At 55.0% G+C, this 18,289-nt stretch carries 14 protein-coding genes and 1 pseudogene; 14 read left to right on the forward strand and 1 reads right to left on the reverse strand.

Annotation, left to right across the window (positions count from 1 at the left end; translation table 11 throughout):
* Positions 1–44: 44 nt before the first annotated feature.
* From dnaK to nhaR, 4 genes are all read left to right on the forward strand, one after another.
* Complete coding sequence (gene dnaK / locus ACQG03_RS03360) at positions 45–1,958, forward strand: molecular chaperone DnaK (protein WP_006810169.1); 1,914 nt, start codon at positions 45–47, stop codon at positions 1,956–1,958.
* 87 nt (positions 1,959–2,045) lie between these two features.
* On the forward strand, positions 2,046–3,191 hold the full coding sequence (dnaJ, locus tag ACQG03_RS03365) for a molecular chaperone DnaJ (protein ID WP_008502040.1): 1,146 nt from the start codon (positions 2,046–2,048) through the stop codon (positions 3,189–3,191).
* A gap of 173 nt (positions 3,192–3,364) precedes the next feature.
* A complete protein-coding gene (gene nhaA, locus ACQG03_RS03370) occupies positions 3,365–4,540 on the forward strand; it encodes a Na+/H+ antiporter NhaA (protein ID WP_032625424.1) in 1,176 nt (391 codons plus the stop codon).
* A 58-nt stretch (positions 4,541–4,598) separates the two neighbouring features.
* Positions 4,599–5,498, forward strand: a complete 900-nt coding sequence (nhaR, locus tag ACQG03_RS03375; RefSeq protein WP_003856462.1) for a transcriptional activator NhaR — start codon at positions 4,599–4,601, stop codon at positions 5,496–5,498.
* 58 nt (positions 5,499–5,556) lie between these two features.
* Here the strand turns inward: nhaR and rpsT are convergent, their stop codons facing one another.
* A complete protein-coding gene (gene rpsT, locus ACQG03_RS03380) occupies positions 5,557–5,820 on the reverse strand; it encodes a 30S ribosomal protein S20 (RefSeq protein WP_003856458.1) in 264 nt (87 codons plus the stop codon).
* A 101-nt stretch (positions 5,821–5,921) separates the two neighbouring features.
* On the opposite strand from rpsT, the pseudogene ACQG03_RS03385 reads away from it, so the two are divergent.
* The 10 genes and pseudogenes from ACQG03_RS03385 to ACQG03_RS03430 all read left to right on the forward strand — a co-directional run bounded on the left by ACQG03_RS03385 (position 5,922) and on the right by ACQG03_RS03430 (position 18,242).
* Positions 5,922–6,139 (forward strand): annotated as a pseudogene (locus tag ACQG03_RS03385) (DUF2575 domain-containing protein).
* A 7-nt stretch (positions 6,140–6,146) separates the two neighbouring features.
* A complete protein-coding gene (gene ribF, locus ACQG03_RS03390) occupies positions 6,147–7,073 on the forward strand; it encodes a bifunctional riboflavin kinase/FAD synthetase (RefSeq protein ID WP_023299293.1) in 927 nt (308 codons plus the stop codon).
* A 45-nt stretch (positions 7,074–7,118) separates the two neighbouring features.
* A complete protein-coding gene (ileS, locus tag ACQG03_RS03395) occupies positions 7,119–9,935 on the forward strand; it encodes an isoleucine--tRNA ligase (protein WP_038415308.1) in 2,817 nt (938 codons plus the stop codon).
* Entirely contained in the window at positions 9,935–10,435 is a 501-nt protein-coding gene (gene lspA, locus ACQG03_RS03400; protein ID WP_048966494.1) for a signal peptidase II, read from the forward strand. The genes ileS and lspA overlap by 1 nt, the downstream gene beginning before the upstream one ends.
* A gap of 116 nt (positions 10,436–10,551) precedes the next feature.
* Positions 10,552–11,001: an FKBP-type peptidyl-prolyl cis-trans isomerase gene (fkpB, locus tag ACQG03_RS03405; protein ID WP_023299296.1), complete on the forward strand. Its 450-nt coding sequence runs from the start codon at positions 10,552–10,554 to the stop codon at positions 10,999–11,001.
* Position 11,002: 1 nt separating this feature from the next.
* Positions 11,003–11,953: a 4-hydroxy-3-methylbut-2-enyl diphosphate reductase gene (gene ispH / locus ACQG03_RS03410; protein WP_022647010.1), complete on the forward strand. Its 951-nt coding sequence runs from the start codon at positions 11,003–11,005 to the stop codon at positions 11,951–11,953.
* Between the two features lie 205 nt (positions 11,954–12,158).
* Positions 12,159–12,980, forward strand: coding sequence for a 4-hydroxy-tetrahydrodipicolinate reductase (dapB, locus tag ACQG03_RS03415; protein ID WP_048966493.1), 822 nt, complete (start codon positions 12,159–12,161; stop codon positions 12,978–12,980).
* A 454-nt stretch (positions 12,981–13,434) separates the two neighbouring features.
* Entirely contained in the window at positions 13,435–14,583 is a 1,149-nt protein-coding gene (gene carA / locus ACQG03_RS03420) for a glutamine-hydrolyzing carbamoyl-phosphate synthase small subunit (protein ID WP_023299297.1), read from the forward strand.
* Between the two features lie 18 nt (positions 14,584–14,601).
* Entirely contained in the window at positions 14,602–17,826 is a 3,225-nt protein-coding gene (gene carB, locus ACQG03_RS03425; RefSeq protein ID WP_023299298.1) for a carbamoyl-phosphate synthase large subunit, read from the forward strand.
* A gap of 182 nt (positions 17,827–18,008) precedes the next feature.
* Positions 18,009–18,242, forward strand: a complete 234-nt coding sequence (locus ACQG03_RS03430; protein WP_003856439.1) for a YgdI/YgdR family lipoprotein — start codon at positions 18,009–18,011, stop codon at positions 18,240–18,242.
* Positions 18,243–18,289: the final 47 nt, after the last annotated feature.

An 18,289-nucleotide genomic window follows, 5' to 3' on the forward strand; every position in this document is an offset into this window, starting at 1 on the left:
GTACACAACCACATGTTGACTGAATTTTTAGTGGAGACGTTTAGATGGGTAAAATTATTGGTATCGACCTGGGTACTACCAACTCTTGTGTAGCGATTATGGATGGCACTACTGCACGTGTGCTGGAGAACGCCGAGGGCGATCGCACCACGCCTTCTATCATTGCTTATACCCAGGATGGTGAAACTCTGGTTGGTCAGCCGGCTAAACGTCAGGCAGTGACAAACCCGCAAAACACCCTGTTTGCGATCAAACGCCTGATTGGCCGCCGCTTCCAGGACGAAGAAGTTCAGCGTGACGTTTCCATCATGCCTTACAAAATCATCGCAGCCGATAACGGCGATGCATGGCTTGATGTGAAAGGCACCAAAACTGCACCTCCGCAGATCTCTGCTGAAGTGCTGAAGAAAATGAAGAAAACCGCGGAAGATTACCTGGGTGAACCGGTAACTGAAGCTGTTATCACCGTACCTGCTTACTTCAACGATGCTCAGCGTCAGGCAACCAAAGATGCTGGCCGTATCGCAGGTCTGGAAGTAAAACGTATCATCAACGAACCAACCGCAGCAGCACTGGCTTACGGTCTGGATAAAGAAGTTGGTAACCGTACTATCGCGGTTTACGACCTGGGTGGTGGTACCTTCGATATCTCTATTATCGAAATCGACGACGTTGACGGCGAAAAAACCTTCGAAGTTCTGGCAACCAATGGTGATACCCACCTGGGTGGTGAAGACTTCGATACCCGTCTGATCAACTACCTCGTTGACGAGTTTAAGAAAGATCAGGGCATTGACCTGCGTAACGACCCGCTGGCCATGCAGCGCCTGAAAGAAGCGGCTGAGAAAGCGAAGATCGAACTGTCTTCCGCTCAGCAGACCGATGTGAACCTGCCGTACATCACCGCAGACGCGACCGGTCCAAAACACATGAACATCAAAGTGACCCGTGCGAAACTGGAAAGCCTGGTAGAAGACCTGGTGAACCGTTCTATCGAGCCACTGAAAGTTGCATTGCAGGACGCTGGCCTGTCCGTGTCTGATATTCAGGACGTTATCCTGGTAGGTGGTCAGACTCGTATGCCAATGGTTCAGAAGAAAGTTGCTGAATTCTTTGGTAAAGAGCCACGTAAAGACGTGAACCCGGACGAAGCGGTTGCTATCGGTGCTGCGGTTCAGGGTGGTGTTCTGACGGGTGAAGTGAAAGACGTACTGCTGCTGGATGTTACTCCGCTGTCACTGGGTATCGAAACCATGGGTGGCGTGATGACTCCGCTCATCAACAAAAACACTACTATCCCGACGAAACACAGCCAGGTGTTCTCTACCGCTGAAGACAACCAGTCTGCGGTAACCATCCATGTGATTCAGGGTGAGCGTAAGCGTGCGGCGGATAACAAATCTCTGGGTCAGTTCAACCTGGACGGTATTAACCCGGCACCACGCGGCATGCCACAGATCGAAGTCACCTTCGACATCGATGCTGACGGTATCCTGCACGTGTCTGCGAAAGACAAAAACAGCGGTAAAGAGCAGAAGATCACCATCAAGGCATCTTCTGGCTTGAACGAAGCGGAAATCGAAAAAATGGTTCGTGATGCCGAAGCTAACGCGGAATCCGACCGTAAGTTCGAAGAGCTGGTTCAGACCCGTAACCAGGGTGACCATCTGCTGCACAGCACCCGTAAGCAGGTTGAAGAAGCGGGCGATAAACTGCCAGCGGAAGACAAAACTGCGATCGAAACTGCACTGAGCGCGCTGGAAACGTCTCTGAAAGGCGAAGACAAAGCGGACATTGAAGCGAAGATGCAGGAGCTGGCACAGGTTTCTCAGAAGCTGATGGAAATCGCTCAGCAGCAGCACGCACAGCAGCAGGCGGGCGCTGATGCTTCCCAGAACAACGCGAAAGACGACGATGTTGTCGACGCTGAGTTCGAAGAAGTGAAAGATAAAAAATAATCGCCCTGATGCAGGGTAATTAATCGGCACGGGCGTAGGAGTATTCTCCACGCCCGTGCTCGCATGTTAAGGGGCTTAAAAAAACCAATGGCAAAGCAAGACTATTACGAGATTTTAGGCGTTCCGAAAACTGCGGAAGAGCGTGAAATCAAAAAGGCATATAAGCGCCTGGCCATGAAATTCCACCCTGACCGTAATCAGGGTGACAAAGAGGCTGAAGCCAAATTTAAAGAGATTAAAGAAGCCTACGAAGTCCTTACCGATGCACAAAAACGTGCGGCTTATGACCAGTATGGTCACGCGGCCTTTGAACAGGGCGGCATGGGCGGCGGTGGATTTGGTGGCGGCGGCTTCGGCGGCGGCGCTGATTTCAGCGACATCTTTGGCGATGTATTTGGCGATATCTTCGGCGGCGGTCGTGGTCGTCAGCGCGCGGCGCGCGGCGCAGATCTGCGCTATAACATGGACCTGACGCTGGAAGAAGCGGTTCGTGGCGTAACCAAAGAGATCCGTATCCCGACGCTGGAAGAGTGTGACGTTTGCCACGGCAGCGGCGCGAAAGCGGGGACTCAGCCACAGACCTGTCCAACCTGTCACGGTTCCGGTCAGGTACAGATGCGCCAGGGCTTCTTCGCGGTGCAGCAGGCCTGTCCGCATTGTCATGGTCGCGGTACGCTGATTAAAGATCCGTGCACCAAATGCCACGGTCACGGTCGTGTGGAGAAAACCAAAACGCTGTCCGTTAAGATCCCGGCAGGCGTGGATACGGGCGACCGCATCCGTCTGGCAGGTGAGGGTGAAGCTGGCGAGCACGGCGCACCGGCAGGGGATCTGTACGTTCAGGTTCAGGTTAAACAGCACGCCATCTTCGAGCGTGAAGGTAACAACCTGTACTGTGAAGTGCCGATCAACTTTGCGATGGCGGCGCTGGGCGGCGAAATCGAAGTGCCGACGCTGGACGGTCGCGTTAACCTGAAAATCCCTGGCGAAACCCAGACCGGGAAGCTGTTCCGCATGCGCGGCAAAGGCGTTAAATCCGTTCGCGGTGGCGCGCAGGGTGACCTGTTATGCCGCGTGGTCGTTGAAACGCCGGTCGGCCTGAACGACAAGCAGAAACAGCTGCTGAAAGAGCTTCAGGAGAGTTTTGGTGGCCCGACGGGTGAGAAAAATAGCCCGCGCTCCAAAAGCTTCTTCGATGGCGTCAAAAAATTCTTCGACGATTTAACCCGCTAACCTGCCAGCTGGTTACTATCCTTTAAAGCCCGGAAGCGATTCCGGGCTTTTTGCTTTATAGCGTTATTCCTCGGTTAAACTGAATCTATAACCAATATTAATCTGTTTTTACCGATCTGTTTGCGCTGATATTATGGTTTTACCGAGGTATTGTTGTAAAAGAGAGTATAAACGTGAAATTACTACACCGTTTCTTTAGCAGTGAGGCATCCGGCGGCGTCATCCTGATTATTGCTGCTGCAGCCGCCATGCTGCTCGCCAATATGGGCATGACGCGCGATCTCTATCACGCATTTCTGGAAACCCCCGTCGAGCTGAAGGTCGGGGCGCTGGAAATTAACAAGAACATGCTGCTGTGGATCAACGATGCGCTGATGGCGGTGTTCTTCCTGCTGGTAGGCCTGGAGGTCAAACGTGAGCTGGTGATCGGTTCTCTTGCCAGCCGACAGCGCGCGGCGTTTCCGGTGATCGCGGCGATTGGCGGGATGATCGTTCCCGCGTTGCTCTTTCTCGCGTTTGCGTGGCAGGATCCGGTTGCGCGTGACGGCTGGGCGATCCCGGCCGCAACGGATATCGCGTTTGCGCTCGGGGTCTTAGCCTTGCTCGGTAGCCGCGTCCCGGTAGCACTGAAAATTTTCCTGATGGCGCTGGCGATTATCGATGACCTGGGCGCTATCGTGATTATCGCGCTGTTCTACACCAGCGATCTATCGGTTCTGTCGCTGAGCGTGGCGGCCGTGGCTATTGCGGTGCTGGCGTTGCTGAACGTCTTCAACGTCCGACGCACGGGTATTTATATTCTGGTGGGGATGGTGCTGTGGACGGCGGTGCTGAAGTCTGGCGTGCATGCCACGCTGGCGGGCGTCATCGTTGGCTTCTTTATTCCGCTGAAGGAGCAGGACGGCAAATCGCCTGCCAGACAGCTGGAGCATGTGCTTCATCCGTGGGTGGGCTTTATGATCCTGCCGCTGTTTGCATTTGCCAACGCGGGTGTTTCCCTGGCCGGTGTTACCCTGGACGGACTCACCTCTGTGCTGCCGCTGGGTATCATCGCTGGTTTGTTTATCGGTAAGCCGCTGGGTATCAGCCTGTTCTGCTGGCTGGCGCTGAAGCTGAAGCTAGCGTCATTGCCAAACGGAACCACCTTTAGTCAGATTATGGCCATCGGCGTGCTGTGCGGTATTGGATTCACCATGTCGATCTTTATCTCGACGCTGGCGTTTGGCACCAGCGCGCCTGAGCTTATCGTCTGGGCGAAACTCGGCATTCTTATCGGGTCGTTACTGGCCGCGGTTATTGGTTATACCTTGTTGAAGGTGAAGTTGTCCGGACAGGCTGTCCAGGCATAACAGGAAACCGGGAGAAGGGAAGCCTTCTCCCGATAAACTATCAGGGAGTGAAAACGTGATGTCTCATTTGAACTATAACCATCTCTATTACTTCTGGCATGTCTACAAGCAGGGCTCGGTCGTGGGAGCGGCAGAGGCGCTCTACCTGACACCACAAACTATTACCGGGCAAATCAAAGCCCTGGAAGAGCGCTTACAGGGCAAGCTTTTTAAGCGGAAAGGACGTGGCATTGAGCCGAGCGAGCTGGGCGAACTGGTGTTCCGCTATGCGGACAAGATGTTCACCCTGAGCCAGGAGATGCTGGATATCGTTAACTATCGCAAAGAGTCGAACCTGCTCTTTGACGTGGGCGTGGCGGATGCGTTGTCCAAACGGCTGGTAAGCGGTGTGCTGGATGCGGCGGTGGTGGAAGATGAACAGATTCATTTACGCTGCTTTGAGTCCACTCACGAGATGCTGCTGGAACAGCTGAGCCAGCATAAGCTGGATATGATTATCTCGGACTGCCCAATCGACTCCACGCAGCAGGAAGGCTTGTTCTCGGTGAAAATTGGCGAATGCGGCGTCAGTTTCTGGTGCATTAATCCGCCGCCGGAAAAACCGTTTCCTGCTTGCCTGGAAGAGCGCCGCCTGCTGGTGCCGGGTAGGCGGTCTATGCTCGGACGTAAGCTGCTGAACTGGTTTAACTCGCAGGGGCTGAACGTGGAGATCCTCGGTGAGTTCGACGATGCGGCTTTGATGAAGGCTTTTGGCGAGGCGCACAACGCTATCTTCGTTGCCCCGACGCTGTACGCGCACGATCTCTATTCAGACGACAAGATTACCGAGATTGGCAGGGTGGATAACGTGATGGAAGAGTATCACGCCATATTCGCCGAAAGGATGATTCAGCACCCGGCGGTGCAGCGAATCTGCAACCGCGACTACTCGGCGCTGTTTACGCCGCCGGCAATCTGAAGACATAAAAAAACCCGCGTTAAGCGGGTTCTTTCAAACAAGCAACAACAAGTAGCGATTAAGCCAGTTTGTTGATCTGCGCGGTCAGGTTTGCTTTATGACGCGCTGCTTTGTTTTTGTGGATCAGACCTTTAGCAGCCTGACGATCCACGATTGGTTGCATTTCGTTAAATGCGTTCTGCGCTGCAGCTTTGTCGCCTGCTTCGATTGCTGCGTATACTTTCTTGATGAAAGTACGCATCATAGAGCGACGGCTTGCGTTGTGCTTACGAGCCTTTTCAGACTGAACGGCACGTTTCTTAGCTGATTTGATATTAGCCAAGTCCAACTCCCAAATATGTTCTATGTGGACAATTCAAAGGCCGAGGAATATGCCCTCTTTGCCTTCTTTTGTCAATGGATTTGTGCAAATAAGCGCCGTTAATGAGCGACGCTACGTTACGTAGTGATGGCGCAGGATTCTACCAGCTTGTCTTTCGTGAATACAGCCTTTCGGCATAAAAATCGCAGTTCTCGGGCAGATTTTTTTGCTGTGAAAGGTCAGCCTGATGAAATCATACGGCTTTCTGTTTCGCGTGAACAATCGCCGGTTAACCTTAACCGCCGTACAAGGTATACTTTGGCGATTTTCACTGTTTTGAGCCAGTCATGAAGCTGATACGCGGCATACATAATCTCAGTCAAGCCCCGCACGGGTGCGTGCTGACCATTGGTAATTTTGACGGCGTGCATCGTGGGCATCAGGCGCTGTTGCAGGGATTGCGTAAAGAAGGGGAGGCGCGTGGCCTGCCCGTTGTGGTGATGATTTTCGAACCGCAGCCGCTGGAGCTGTTTGCCGGCGAGAAATCCCCCGCGCGGCTGACGCGTCTGCGTGAGAAGTTACGCTACCTGGCGGAGTCCGGCGTTGACTACGTCCTGTGCGTACGCTTCGACCGTCGGTTTGCCGCGCTGACCGCACAAAACTTTGTCAGCGATCTGTTGGTCAGGCAGCTTGGCGTGCAGTTTCTCGCCGTGGGCGATGATTTCCGCTTTGGCGCTGGTCGTCAGGGCGATTTCTTGTTATTACAGAAGGCTGGCCTGGAGTACGGGTTTGACGTCACCAGTACGATGACCTTCTGTGAGGGCGGGGTGCGCGTCAGCAGCACGGCGGTACGTCAGGCGCTGGCGAACGATGAACTGGACACGGCAGAAACGCTGCTGGGTCATCCGTTCACAATTTCAGGTCGTGTGGTCCATGGCGATGCGCTGGGCCGCACGATAGGTTTTCCGACGGCGAATATACCGCTGCGTCGTCAGGTCTCCCCGGTTAAAGGGGTCTATGCGGTGGAAGTGGCAGGACTGGGTGAGAAGCCTTTCTACGGTGTTGCCAACATTGGTACACGTCCAACGGTTTCCGGTGTGCGTCAACAGTTAGAAGTACACCTGCTGGACGTTGTAATGGACCTCTACGGTCGCCATATAGATGTGATACTGCGTAAAAAAATACGCAATGAACAGCGATTCGCTTCGCTGGATGAACTTAAGGCGCAAATCGCGCGAGATGAATTAACGGCCCGCGAGTTTTTTGGGCTTTAGAACCGGCTTAACTGCCTACGTGATAAATACGGAACCGAGAATCTGATGAGTGACTATAAATCAACCCTGAATTTGCCGGAAACAGGGTTCCCGATGCGCGGCGATCTCGCCAAGCGCGAACCGGGAATGCTGGCGCGTTGGACTGATGATGACCTGTACGGCATCATTCGTGCAGCCAAAAAAGGCAAAAAAACCTTCATTCTGCATGATGGCCCTCCCTATGCGAATGGCAGCATTCATATTGGTCACTCTGTAAACAAGATTCTGAAAGACATTATCGTGAAGTCCAAAGGACTCGCGGGATATGACTCGCCTTATGTTCCGGGCTGGGACTGCCATGGTCTGCCAATCGAGCTGAAAGTGGAGCAAGAGTACGGTAAGCCGGGTGAGAAGTTCACCGCCGCAGAGTTCCGCGCGAAATGCCGCGAATACGCTGCCACCCAGGTAGACGGTCAGCGCGCTGACTTCATCCGTCTGGGCGTGCTAGGCGACTGGTCGCACCCGTACCTGACCATGGACTTCAAAACCGAAGCCAACATTATCCGTGCGCTGGGTAAAATCATCGGCAACGGTCACCTGCATAAAGGCGCTAAGCCGGTGCACTGGTGCGTGGACTGCCGTTCTGCGCTGGCAGAAGCGGAAGTAGAGTATTACGACAAAACCTCGCCTTCTATCGACGTGGCGTTCGAAGCGGTCGATCAGGATGCGATCAAAGCTAAATTTGGCCTGCCAGGCGTAAGCGGTCCAGTCTCGCTGGTTATCTGGACCACCACCCCGTGGACGTTACCAGCCAACCGTGCCATTTCCCTGTCCGGTGAGTTTGAGTACGCGCTGGTACAAATTGATGGTCGCGCGGTTATCCTGGCAAAAGATCTGGTTGAAAGCGTGCTTAAACGCGCGAACATCACTGATTACAGCGTGCTGGGTACCGTAAAAGGCGACGCGCTGGAGCTGATGCGCTTCAAACACCCGTTCCTGGACTTCGACGTTCCGGCGATCCTGGGCGACCACGTCACGCTGGACGCGGGTACCGGTGCGGTGCATACCGCCGGCGGCCACGGTCCTGACGACTACAACATCAGCCTGAAATACGGTCTGGAAATCGCCAACCCGGTCGGTCCGGATGGCTCTTACCTGCCTGGCACCTACCCGGCGCTGGACGGTATCAACGTCTTTAAAGCCAACGACATCATCGTTGACATGCTTCGCACCAGCGGCGCGCTGCTGCACGTTGAGAAAATGCAGCACAGCTATCCGTGCTGCTGGCGCCATAAGACCCCGATTATCTTCCGTGCGACCCCGCAGTGGTTCGTCAGCATGGACCAGAAAGGCCTGCGCGAGCAGTCTCTGAAAGAGATCAAAGGCGTGCAGTGGATCCCGGACTGGGGCCAGGCGCGTATCGAATCCATGGTGGCTAACCGTCCTGACTGGTGTATCTCCCGTCAGCGCACCTGGGGCGTGCCGATGTCGCTGTTCGTGCATAAAGAGACGCAGGAACTGCATCCGAACACCCTGGAACTGATGGAAGAGGTGGCGAAGCGCGTTGAAGTTGACGGCATTCAGGCGTGGTGGGATCTCGATTCCCGTGACATCCTGGGCGCTGACGCGGACAACTACGAGAAAGTGCCGGATACCCTGGACGTGTGGTTCGACTCCGGGTCTACCCACTCCTCCGTGGTTGACGTGCGCCCTGAGTTCGCCGGTCACGCTGCCGACATGTATCTGGAAGGCTCCGACCAACACCGCGGCTGGTTCATGTCATCCCTGATGATCTCCACCGCCATGAAGGGCAAAGCACCTTACCGCCAGGTACTGACCCACGGCTTCACCGTGGATGGTCAGGGCCGTAAGATGTCCAAATCCATCGGTAACACCGTTTCTCCGCAGGACGTGATGAACAAGCTGGGCGCGGATATTCTGCGTCTGTGGGTGGCATCCACCGACTACACGGGCGAGATGGCGGTGTCTGACGAGATCCTGAAACGTGCTGCTGACAGCTATCGTCGTATCCGTAACACCGCGCGCTTCCTGCTGGCGAACCTGAACGGGTTTGATCCGGTAAAAGACATGGTGAAGCCGGAAGAGATGGTGGTGCTCGATCGCTGGGCGGTAGGCTGCGCGAAAGCGGCACAGGAAGATATTCTGAAAGCCTATGAGTCTTACGACTTCCACGAAGTGGTGCAGCGCCTTATGCGCTTCTGCTCCATTGAGATGGGGTCGTTCTATCTCGACATCATCAAAGACCGCCAGTACACCGCGAAAGCGGACAGCGTGGCGCGTCGTAGCTGCCAGACCGCGCTGTTCCACATCGCAGAGGCGCTGGTACGCTGGATGGCGCCGATCATGTCCTTCACCGCAGATGAAATCTGGGGTTACCTGCCGGGCGACCGTGAGAAGTATGTCTTCACCGGCGAGTGGTACGAAGGTCTGTTCGACCTCTCCAGCACTGAAGCAATGAACGACGCCTACTGGGACGAGCTGCTGAAAGTGCGTGGCGAAGTGAACAAGGTTATCGAGCAGGCGCGCGCTGACAAGAAAGTCGGTGGCTCTCTGGAAGCGACGGTGACCCTGTACGCAGAGCCTGAGCTGGCCGCGAAGCTGACCGCGCTGGGCGATGAATTACGATTTGTCCTGTTGACCTCCGGTGCGAAAGTTGCGGATTATGCCGAGGCATCTGCTGATGCTCAGCAGAGCGAACTGCTCAAAGGACTGAAGGTCGCACTGAGCAAAGCCGATGGTGAAAAATGCCCGCGTTGCTGGCATTACACTACCGATGTCGGCCAGGTGGCGGAACACGCAGACATCTGCGGACGCTGTGTAAGCAACGTCGCCGGCGACGGCGAAAAACGTAAGTTTGCCTGATGAGTAAAACTCTCTGTTCAACAGGACTGCGCTGGCTGTGGCTGGTGGTAGTGGTGCTGATTATTGATTTGGGCAGCAAGTTCCTGATCCTCCAGAATTTCGCTCTGGGGGATACGGTCCCGCTGTTCCCGTCGCTTAACCTGCACTACGCCCGCAACTACGGCGCGGCGTTTAGTTTCCTTGCCGACAGCGGTGGCTGGCAGCGTTGGTTCTTCGCAGGTATCGCAATGGGTATCTGCGTCGTGCTCGCGGTGCTGATGTACCGCTCGAAGGCCACGCAAAAGCTGAATAACATCGCCTACGCGCTGATCATTGGTGGCGCACTGGGTAACCTGTTTGACCGCCTGTGGCACGGCTTTGTAGTCGATATGATCGACTTCTACGTCGGCGACTGGCACTTTGCGACCTTTAACCTCGCCGATAGCGCAATATGCGTTGGTGCAGCGTTAATCGTGCTGGAAGGCTTCTTGCCTAAACCGGCCGCGAAAGCGCAGGTGTAACAAAACCAGCCGGGTGACGCGTAGCGATCCCGGCCTACAGAATTTGTGGCCCCCGTAGGCCCGGTAAGCGTAGCGCCATCGGGCAACAGGTGACCCAAAACAAGCGAGCAATTTGCATGTCTAAATCCGTACAGAGCAACAGCGCGGTTCTCGTTCATTTCACGCTGAAGCTGGATGACGGCTCCACGGCCGAGTCCACCCGCAACAATGGCAAACCGGCGCTGTTTCGTCTGGGCGACACCTCCCTGTCTGAAGGCCTCGAACAACAGCTTCTCGGGCTGAAAGTGGGTGAGAAAAAAGCGTTCTCACTGGAGCCGGATGCGGCATTCGGTGTGCCAAGCCCGGATCTGATTCAGTACTTCTCGCGCCGTGAGTTTATGGATGCGGGTGAACCGGAGATCGGGGCGATTATGCTCTTTACCGCTATGGACGGCAGCGAAATGCCTGGCGTGATCCGCGAAATCAACGGGGATTCCATCACCGTTGACTTCAACCATCCGCTTGCCGGGCGTACCGTTCATTTTGATGTAGAAGTGCTGGAGATCGATCCGGCGCTGGAGGACTGAGATGCAGATCCTGTTGGCTAACCCGCGCGGTTTTTGCGCCGGTGTAGACCGCGCTATCAGCATTGTTGAAAATGCGCTGGAGATTTACGGCGCGCCGATTTACGTGCGTCACGAAGTGGTGCACAACCGCTACGTGGTCGACAGCCTGCGCGAGCGCGGTGCGATTTTTATCGAGCAGATCAGCGAAGTGCCGGACGGCGCAATCCTCATCTTCTCCGCGCACGGCGTATCCCAGGCCGTACGTAACGAAGCCAAAAGCCGCGATCTGACCGTATTCGATGCCACCTGTCCGTTAGTGACCAAGGTGCATATGGAAGTGGCGCGTGCAAGCCGTCGTGGTGAAGAGTCGATTCTGATTGGCCATGCCGGTCACCCGGAAGTTGAAGGCACCATGGGTCAGTACAGCAACCCGGAAGGGGGTATGTATCTGGTTGAGTCGCCGGAAGACGTTTTTACGCTGAATGTGAAAAACGAAGCGCGTCTGTCGTTTATGACCCAGACGACGCTTTCCGTGGACGACACCTCAGACGTGATTGACGCCCTGCGCCAGCGCTTCCCAAAAATCGTCGGGCCGCGCAAAGATGATATCTGCTACGCAACCACCAACCGTCAGGAAGCCGTGCGCGCGTTGGCTGAACAGGCGGACGTGGTGCTGGTGGTCGGTTCAAAAAACTCCTCTAACTCTAACCGTCTGGCCGAACTGGCGCAGCGTATGGGGAAAGCGGCGTTTCTGATCGACGACGCAACGGACATTCAGGAAGCGTGGGTGAAAAACGCGGCCTGCGTCGGTGTTACCGCAGGTGCTTCAGCGCCGGATATTCTGGTGCAAAACGTCATTGCCCGCCTGCAAGAGCTGGGTGGTGGCGAAGCGGTGCCGCTGGAAGGCCGTGAAGAGAACATTGTCTTTGAAGTGCCGAAAGAGCTGCGAATCGACGCCCGCGAAGTGGAATAATTTCTTTTCTAATGAAAGGCCAGCACCTTCTGTGCTGGCCTTTTTTTTGCTTCGTATCTTATCGTGACGACAAAATCATGTCTTTTACTGATATCTGAGTCGGTTTCACGTTAAATTCTAATTATTGGTGTTTTCAGTTGGCAGCCTTAGCGAAGGCTGGTTAATCTGAAAACGGTTTACATCATTTTAACGTAAGAGAATAACTATGCATGATGCACAGATCCGTGTCGCCATTGCGGGCGCGGGTGGACGTATGGGTCGCCAGCTGATTCAGGCGGCACTACAGATGGATGGCGTGGCACTTGGCGCGGCGCTGGAGCGTGAAGGTTCATCCCTGCTGGGCTCCGATGCGGGCGAGCTGGCAGGCGCGGGCAAGACAGGCGTTACCGTGCAGAGCAACCTGGAGGCGGTGAAAGAAGACTTTGACGTGTTCATCGACTTTACCCGTCCGGAAGGCACTTTGACTCACCTGGCGTTTTGCCGCCAGCACGGTAAAGGGATGGTGATTGGCACCACCGGTTTCGATGATGCCGGTAAACAGGCCATTCAGGAAGCAGCCGCCGACATTGCGATTGTCTTCGCCGCGAACTTTAGCGTAGGCGTTAACGTTATGCTGAAACTGCTGGAAAAGGCAGCGAAGGTGATGGGCGACTATACCGACATTGAGATTATTGAAGCGCACCACCGCCATAAAGTCGATGCCCCATCTGGCACGGCGCTGGCGATGGGCGAAGCGATTGCTTATGCAATGGATAAAGATTTGAAAGACATCGCGGTCTATTCTCGCGAAGGTCACACTGGCGAGCGCGTGCCTGGCACCATTGGTTTTGCCACCGTTCGCGCGGGTGATATCGTCGGCGAACATACCGCTATGTTCGCCGATATTGGTGAAAGGGTCGAAATCACACATAAAGCATCCAGCCGCATGACGTTTGCAAACGGGGCGGTACGCTCCGCACTGTGGCTAAAAGATAAGCCAAATGGTCTTTTTGATATGCGAGATGTGCTCGAACTCAACAATTTGTAAGCGTTATTACCCATCGTGATGTGGTTATTGCAGTCGTAACTATTTGATTGCATAGGGCAATATTTTATTGCCCTTTTATTTTGTTCATTTAAAATAATTATTGTATTTAACTCATTAAAAGTAAGTGTTTTCAAGCTATTTTATGTTGCCGCACTGTAAATTTTGACCATTTGGTCCACTTTCTATCCCCGCAAGACGACTGTTTCTTTTAAACTGCCTGCGCAAGCGGTTTCCACAGTGATTTAGTTGATCTTTTTGCCGCTTAATTTGAAATCAAGCCATCAGGCCTGCAAAAGAATAAACAAAATACCCGTTTTAAGTTGACTTTTACATGGCAAATCCCCAGAATGCCGCCGTTTGCCAAAAATCCGCTGGCAACACATTTGCATTGATCCATGACATGGTTATGAATTAATATGCAAATAAAGTGAGTGAATATTCTCTGGAGGGTGTTTTGATTAAGTCAGCGCTATTGGTTCTGGAAGACGGAACCCAGTTTATCGGTCGGGCCATAGGGGCAACGGGTTCGGCGGTTGGGGAAGTCGTTTTCAATACTTCAATGACCGGTTATCAAGAAATCCTCACTGATCCTTCCTATTCTCGCCAAATCGTTACTCTTACTTATCCTCATATCGGCAATGTCGGCACCAATGCGGCTGACGAAGAATCCTCTCAGGTACATGCGCAAGGCCTGGTCATTCGCGACCTGCCGCTGATTGCCAGCAACTTCCGCAACACCGAAGACCTCTCTTCTTACCTGAAGCGCCATAACATTGTGGCGATTGCCGATATCGATACCCGTAAGCTGACGCGTCTGCTGCGCGAGAAGGGTGCACAAAATGGCTGCATCATCGCAGGGGACAACCTCGATGCGGCGCTGGCGCTGGAAAAAGCGAAAGCCTTCCCGGGCCTGAACGGGATGGACCTGGCGAAAGAAGTGACTACCACAGAAGCCTACAGCTGGACGCAGGGAAGCTGGACGCTGGAAGGCGACCTGCCGGAAGCGAAACCGGAAAGCGAGCTGCCGTTCCACGTGGTGGCCTACGATTTTGGTGCCAAGCGCAACATCCTGCGTATGCTGGTTGACCGTGGCTGCCGCCTGACGGTCGTCCCGGCACAAACGTCTGCGGAAGATGTTCTGAAGATGAACCCGGACGGCATCTTCCTCTCTAACGGTCCTGGCGACCCGGCGCCGTGTGACTACGCTATCGACGCCATTAAGTCCTTCCTTGAAACCGATATCCCGGTATTCGGCATCTGTCTCGGCCATCAGCTGCTGGCGCTGGCGAGCGGAGCGAACACCGTCAAGATGAAGTTCGGCCACCATGGTGGTAACCACCCGGTGAAAGATATCGACAACAACACGGTAATGATCACCGCGCAGAACCACGGCTTCGCTGTGGATGAAGCGACGATGCCAGCTAACCTGCGCGTGACGCATAAGTCACTGTTCGATGGTACCTTGCAGGGTATCCATCGCACCGATAAGCCTGCGTTCAGCTTCCAGGGCCACCCTGAAGCCAGCCCGGGCCCACACGATGCCGCGCCGCTGTTCGATCACTTCATCGAACTTATCGAGCAATACCGTAAGACTGCTAAATAATCAGGAGCTGAGAAGACCATGCCAAAACGTACAGACATAAAAAGCATCCTGATCCTTGGCGCTGGCCCGATCGTGATCGGCCAGGCCTGCGAATTTGACTACTCCGGCGCGCAGGCGTGTAAAGCCCTGCGCGAAGAGGGTTACCGCGTCATCCTGGTCAACTCTAACCCGGCCACCATCATGACCGACCCGGAAATGGCAGATGCGACCTACATTGAGCCGATTCACTGGGAAGTGGTACGCAAAATTATCGAGAAAGAGCGTCCGGATGCGGTGCTGCCGACCATGGGCGGCCAGACGGCGCTGAACTGTGCACTGGAGCTGGAGCGTCAGGGCGTGCTGGAAGAGTTCGGCGTGACCATGATTGGTGCAACCGCCGACGCGATTGATAAAGCAGAAGACCGTCGTCGCTTCGACGTAGCAATGAAAAAAATTGGCCTCGACACCGCGCGTTCCGGTATCGCACACAACATGGAAGAAGCGCTGGCCGTCGCGGCTGACGTGGGCTATCCGTGCATCATCCGTCCATCATTCACCATGGGCGGCACCGGCGGCGGTATCGCCTACAACCGCGAAGAGTTCGAAGAGATTTGCGAACGCGGTCTGGATCTCTCCCCAACCAAAGAGCTGCTGATTGATGAATCGCTGATTGGCTGGAAAGAGTACGAGATGGAAGTGGTGCGTGATAAAAACGACAACTGCATCATCGTCTGCTCCATCGAAAACTTCGACGCGATGGGGATCCACACCGGCGACTCCATCACCGTTGCGCCAGCTCAGACGCTGACCGACAAAGAGTACCAAATCATGCGTAACGCCTCGATGGCGGTACTGCGTGAAATCGGCGTGGAAACCGGCGGCTCGAACGTGCAGTTCTCGGTGAACCCGAAAACCGGCCGTCTGATTGTTATCGAAATGAACCCGCGCGTGTCCCGTTCCTCCGCGCTGGCCTCCAAAGCCACCGGCTTCCCGATTGCGAAAGTGGCGGCGAAACTGGCGGTGGGTTACACCCTTGACGAGCTGATGAACGACATCACCGGTGGCCGCACGCCAGCGTCCTTCGAACCGTCCATCGACTACGTTGTGACTAAAATTCCTCGCTTTAACTTCGAGAAATTCGCCGGCGCGAACGACCGTCTGACTACCCAGATGAAATCCGTTGGTGAAGTCATGGCGATTGGCCGCACGCAGCAGGAATCCCTGCAAAAAGCGCTGCGTGGCCTGGAAGTGGGCGCGACCGGCTTTGACCCGAAAGTCAGCCTGGACGACCCGGAAGCACTGACCAAAATCCGCCGCGAGCTGAAAGACGCGGGCGCAGAGCGTATCTGGTACATCGCCGATGCCTTCCGTGCGGGCCTCTCTATCGACGGCGTATTTAACCTGACTAACATCGACCGCTGGTTCCTGGTGCAGATTGAAGAGCTGGTGCGTCTGGAAGAGAAAGTGGCAGAGCTGGGCATCAACGGCCTTGACGCAGACTTCCTGCGCATGCTGAAGCGTAAAGGCTTCGCCGATGCGCGTCTGGCTAAACTGGCGGGCGTACGTGAAGCGGAGATCCGCAAGCTGCGCGACCAGTATGACCTGCACCCGGTTTACAAGCGCGTGGATACCTGTGCGGCAGAGTTCTCGACCGATACCGCGTACATGTACTCCACCTATGAAGACGAGTGCGAGGCGAACCCGTCCGTCGACCGCGACAAGATTATGGTGCTGGGCGGCGGTCCAAACCGTATCGGCCAGGGCATTGAGTTCGACTACTGCTGCGTGCATGCCTCGCTGGCGCTGCGCGAAGACGGTTACGAGACCATCATGGTCAACTGTAACCCGGAAACCGTCTCGACCGACTACGACACTTCCGACCGCCTCTACTTCGAGCCGGTTACGCTGGAAGACGTGCTTGAAATCGTGCGCATCGAGAAGCCGAAAGGCGTGATCGTGCAGTATGGCGGCCAGACTCCGCTGAAGCTGGCGCGTGCGCTGGAAGCAGCAGGTGTGCCGGTCATCGGCACCAGCCCGGACGCGATTGACCGTGCGGAAGACCGCGAGCGTTTCCAGCAGGCAGTTGATCGTCTCAAGCTGAAACAGCCGGCGAACGCCACCGTGACCGCGATTGAAATGGCCGTTGAGAAAGCGAAAGAGATTGGTTACCCGCTGGTGGTGCGTCCATCCTACGTACTGGGCGGCCGTGCGATGGAAATCGTCTATGACGAAGCCGACCTGCGTCGCTACTTCCAGACGGCGGTGAGCGTTTCCAACGATGCGCCAGTGCTGCTCGACCGCTTCCTCGACGACGCGGTTGAAGTCGACGTTGACGCTATCTGCGACGGCGAAATGGTGCTGATTGGCGGCATCATGGAGCACATCGAGCAGGCTGGCGTGCACTCCGGTGACTCCGCATGTTCTCTTCCTGCGTACACCCTGAGCCAGGAGATTCAGGATGTGATGCGTCAGCAGGTGCAGAAGCTGGCCTTCGAGTTGCAGGTTCGCGGCCTGATGAACGTTCAGTTCGCAGTGAAAGACAACGAAGTTTATCTGATTGAAGTCAACCCGCGTGCGGCACGTACCGTACCGTTCGTCTCTAAAGCGACCGGTATTCCGCTGGCGAAAGTGGCGGCGCGCGTGATGGCTGGCCAGACGCTGACTCAGCAGGGCGTCACGAAAGAAATCATCCCGCCGTACTACTCGGTGAAAGAGGTGGTGCTGCCGTTCAACAAATTCCCGGGCGTTGACCCACTGTTAGGGCCAGAGATGCGCTCTACCGGGGAAGTGATGGGCGTGGGCCGCACCTTCGCAGAAGCGTTTGCCAAGGCACAGCTGGGCAGCAGCTCCACCATGAGAAAATCGGGCCGTGCGCTGCTCTCCGTTCGCGAAGGCGATAAAGAGCGCGTGGTTGACCTGGCCGCCAAGCTGCTTAAACAGGGCTTCGAGCTGGATGCAACCCACGGCACGGCAATTGTGCTGGGTGAAGCTGGGATCAACCCGCGTCTGGTGAACAAGGTGCATGAAGGTCGTCCGCACATTCAGGACCGTATCAAGAATGGTGAGTACACCTACATCATCAACACCACCGCAGGTCGCCAGGCGATTGAAGACTCCAAGCTGATTCGCCGCAGCGCGCTCCAGTATAAAGTGCATTACGACACCACCCTGAACGGCGGTTTCGCGACGGCCATGGCGCTGAATGCGGATGCCACCGAGAAGGTGATTTCGGTGCAGGAAATGCACGCTCAGATTAGCAAGTAATCTGCGTAGGCCCGGCAAGCGTTAGCGCCGCCGGGCAAGTGGCGGGTGGCGCTTCGCTTACCCGCCCTACGGTTTTCTTTACCCATCTTAAGAACCTTCTGGTTTTTCATCCGCTTTCAGTCAGTTAGCCTAAAATGGTTAGGTCGATAACGAAAATTCAACTGAGAGCAGGGGAAAACACCATGCAAAATAAACTACTGATCGCTTCCGTTCTGGCTGCCACTGCAATGTTCACCGTGGCGGGCTGTTCGTCAAATCAGGCCGTAAAAACCACCGATGGTAAAACTATCGTTACTGACGGGAAACCGCAGGTGGATGACGATACCGGTCTGGTATCGTACAAAAACGCCGAAACCGGTCAAACTGAACAGATTAACCGTGACCAGGTTAAATCAATGGGTGAGCTGGATAACTAAAAAAAAAGCAGTGGCACATGCCACTGCTTTTTTTGCGTCAGAATGAT

The sequence above is a fragment of the Enterobacter cloacae complex sp. 342H5 genome, assembly GCF_050030905.1.
GTDB classification, from domain to species: Bacteria; Pseudomonadota; Gammaproteobacteria; order Enterobacterales; family Enterobacteriaceae; genus Enterobacter; species Enterobacter intestinihominis.

What these genes read in the sequence shown, in the direction of transcription:
- dnaK (WP_006810169.1), top strand. Translation starts at nt 45, where the DNA reads ATGGGTAAAATTATTGGTATCGACCTGGGTACTACCAACTCTTGTGTA.
- dnaJ (WP_008502040.1), top strand. Translation starts at nt 2,046, where the DNA reads ATGGCAAAGCAAGACTATTACGAGATTTTAGGCGTTCCGAAAACTGCG.
- nhaR (WP_003856462.1), top strand. Translation starts at nt 4,599, where the DNA reads ATGTCTCATTTGAACTATAACCATCTCTATTACTTCTGGCATGTCTAC.
- ribF (WP_023299293.1), top strand. Translation starts at nt 6,147, where the DNA reads ATGAAGCTGATACGCGGCATACATAATCTCAGTCAAGCCCCGCACGGG.
- ileS (WP_038415308.1), top strand. Translation starts at nt 7,119, where the DNA reads ATGAGTGACTATAAATCAACCCTGAATTTGCCGGAAACAGGGTTCCCG.
- lspA (WP_048966494.1), top strand. Translation starts at nt 9,935, where the DNA reads ATGAGTAAAACTCTCTGTTCAACAGGACTGCGCTGGCTGTGGCTGGTG.
- fkpB (WP_023299296.1), top strand. Translation starts at nt 10,552, where the DNA reads ATGTCTAAATCCGTACAGAGCAACAGCGCGGTTCTCGTTCATTTCACG.
- ispH (WP_022647010.1), top strand. Translation starts at nt 11,003, where the DNA reads ATGCAGATCCTGTTGGCTAACCCGCGCGGTTTTTGCGCCGGTGTAGAC.
- dapB (WP_048966493.1), top strand. Translation starts at nt 12,159, where the DNA reads ATGCATGATGCACAGATCCGTGTCGCCATTGCGGGCGCGGGTGGACGT.
- carB (WP_023299298.1), top strand. Translation starts at nt 14,602, where the DNA reads ATGCCAAAACGTACAGACATAAAAAGCATCCTGATCCTTGGCGCTGGC.
- ACQG03_RS03430 (WP_003856439.1), top strand. Translation starts at nt 18,009, where the DNA reads ATGCAAAATAAACTACTGATCGCTTCCGTTCTGGCTGCCACTGCAATG.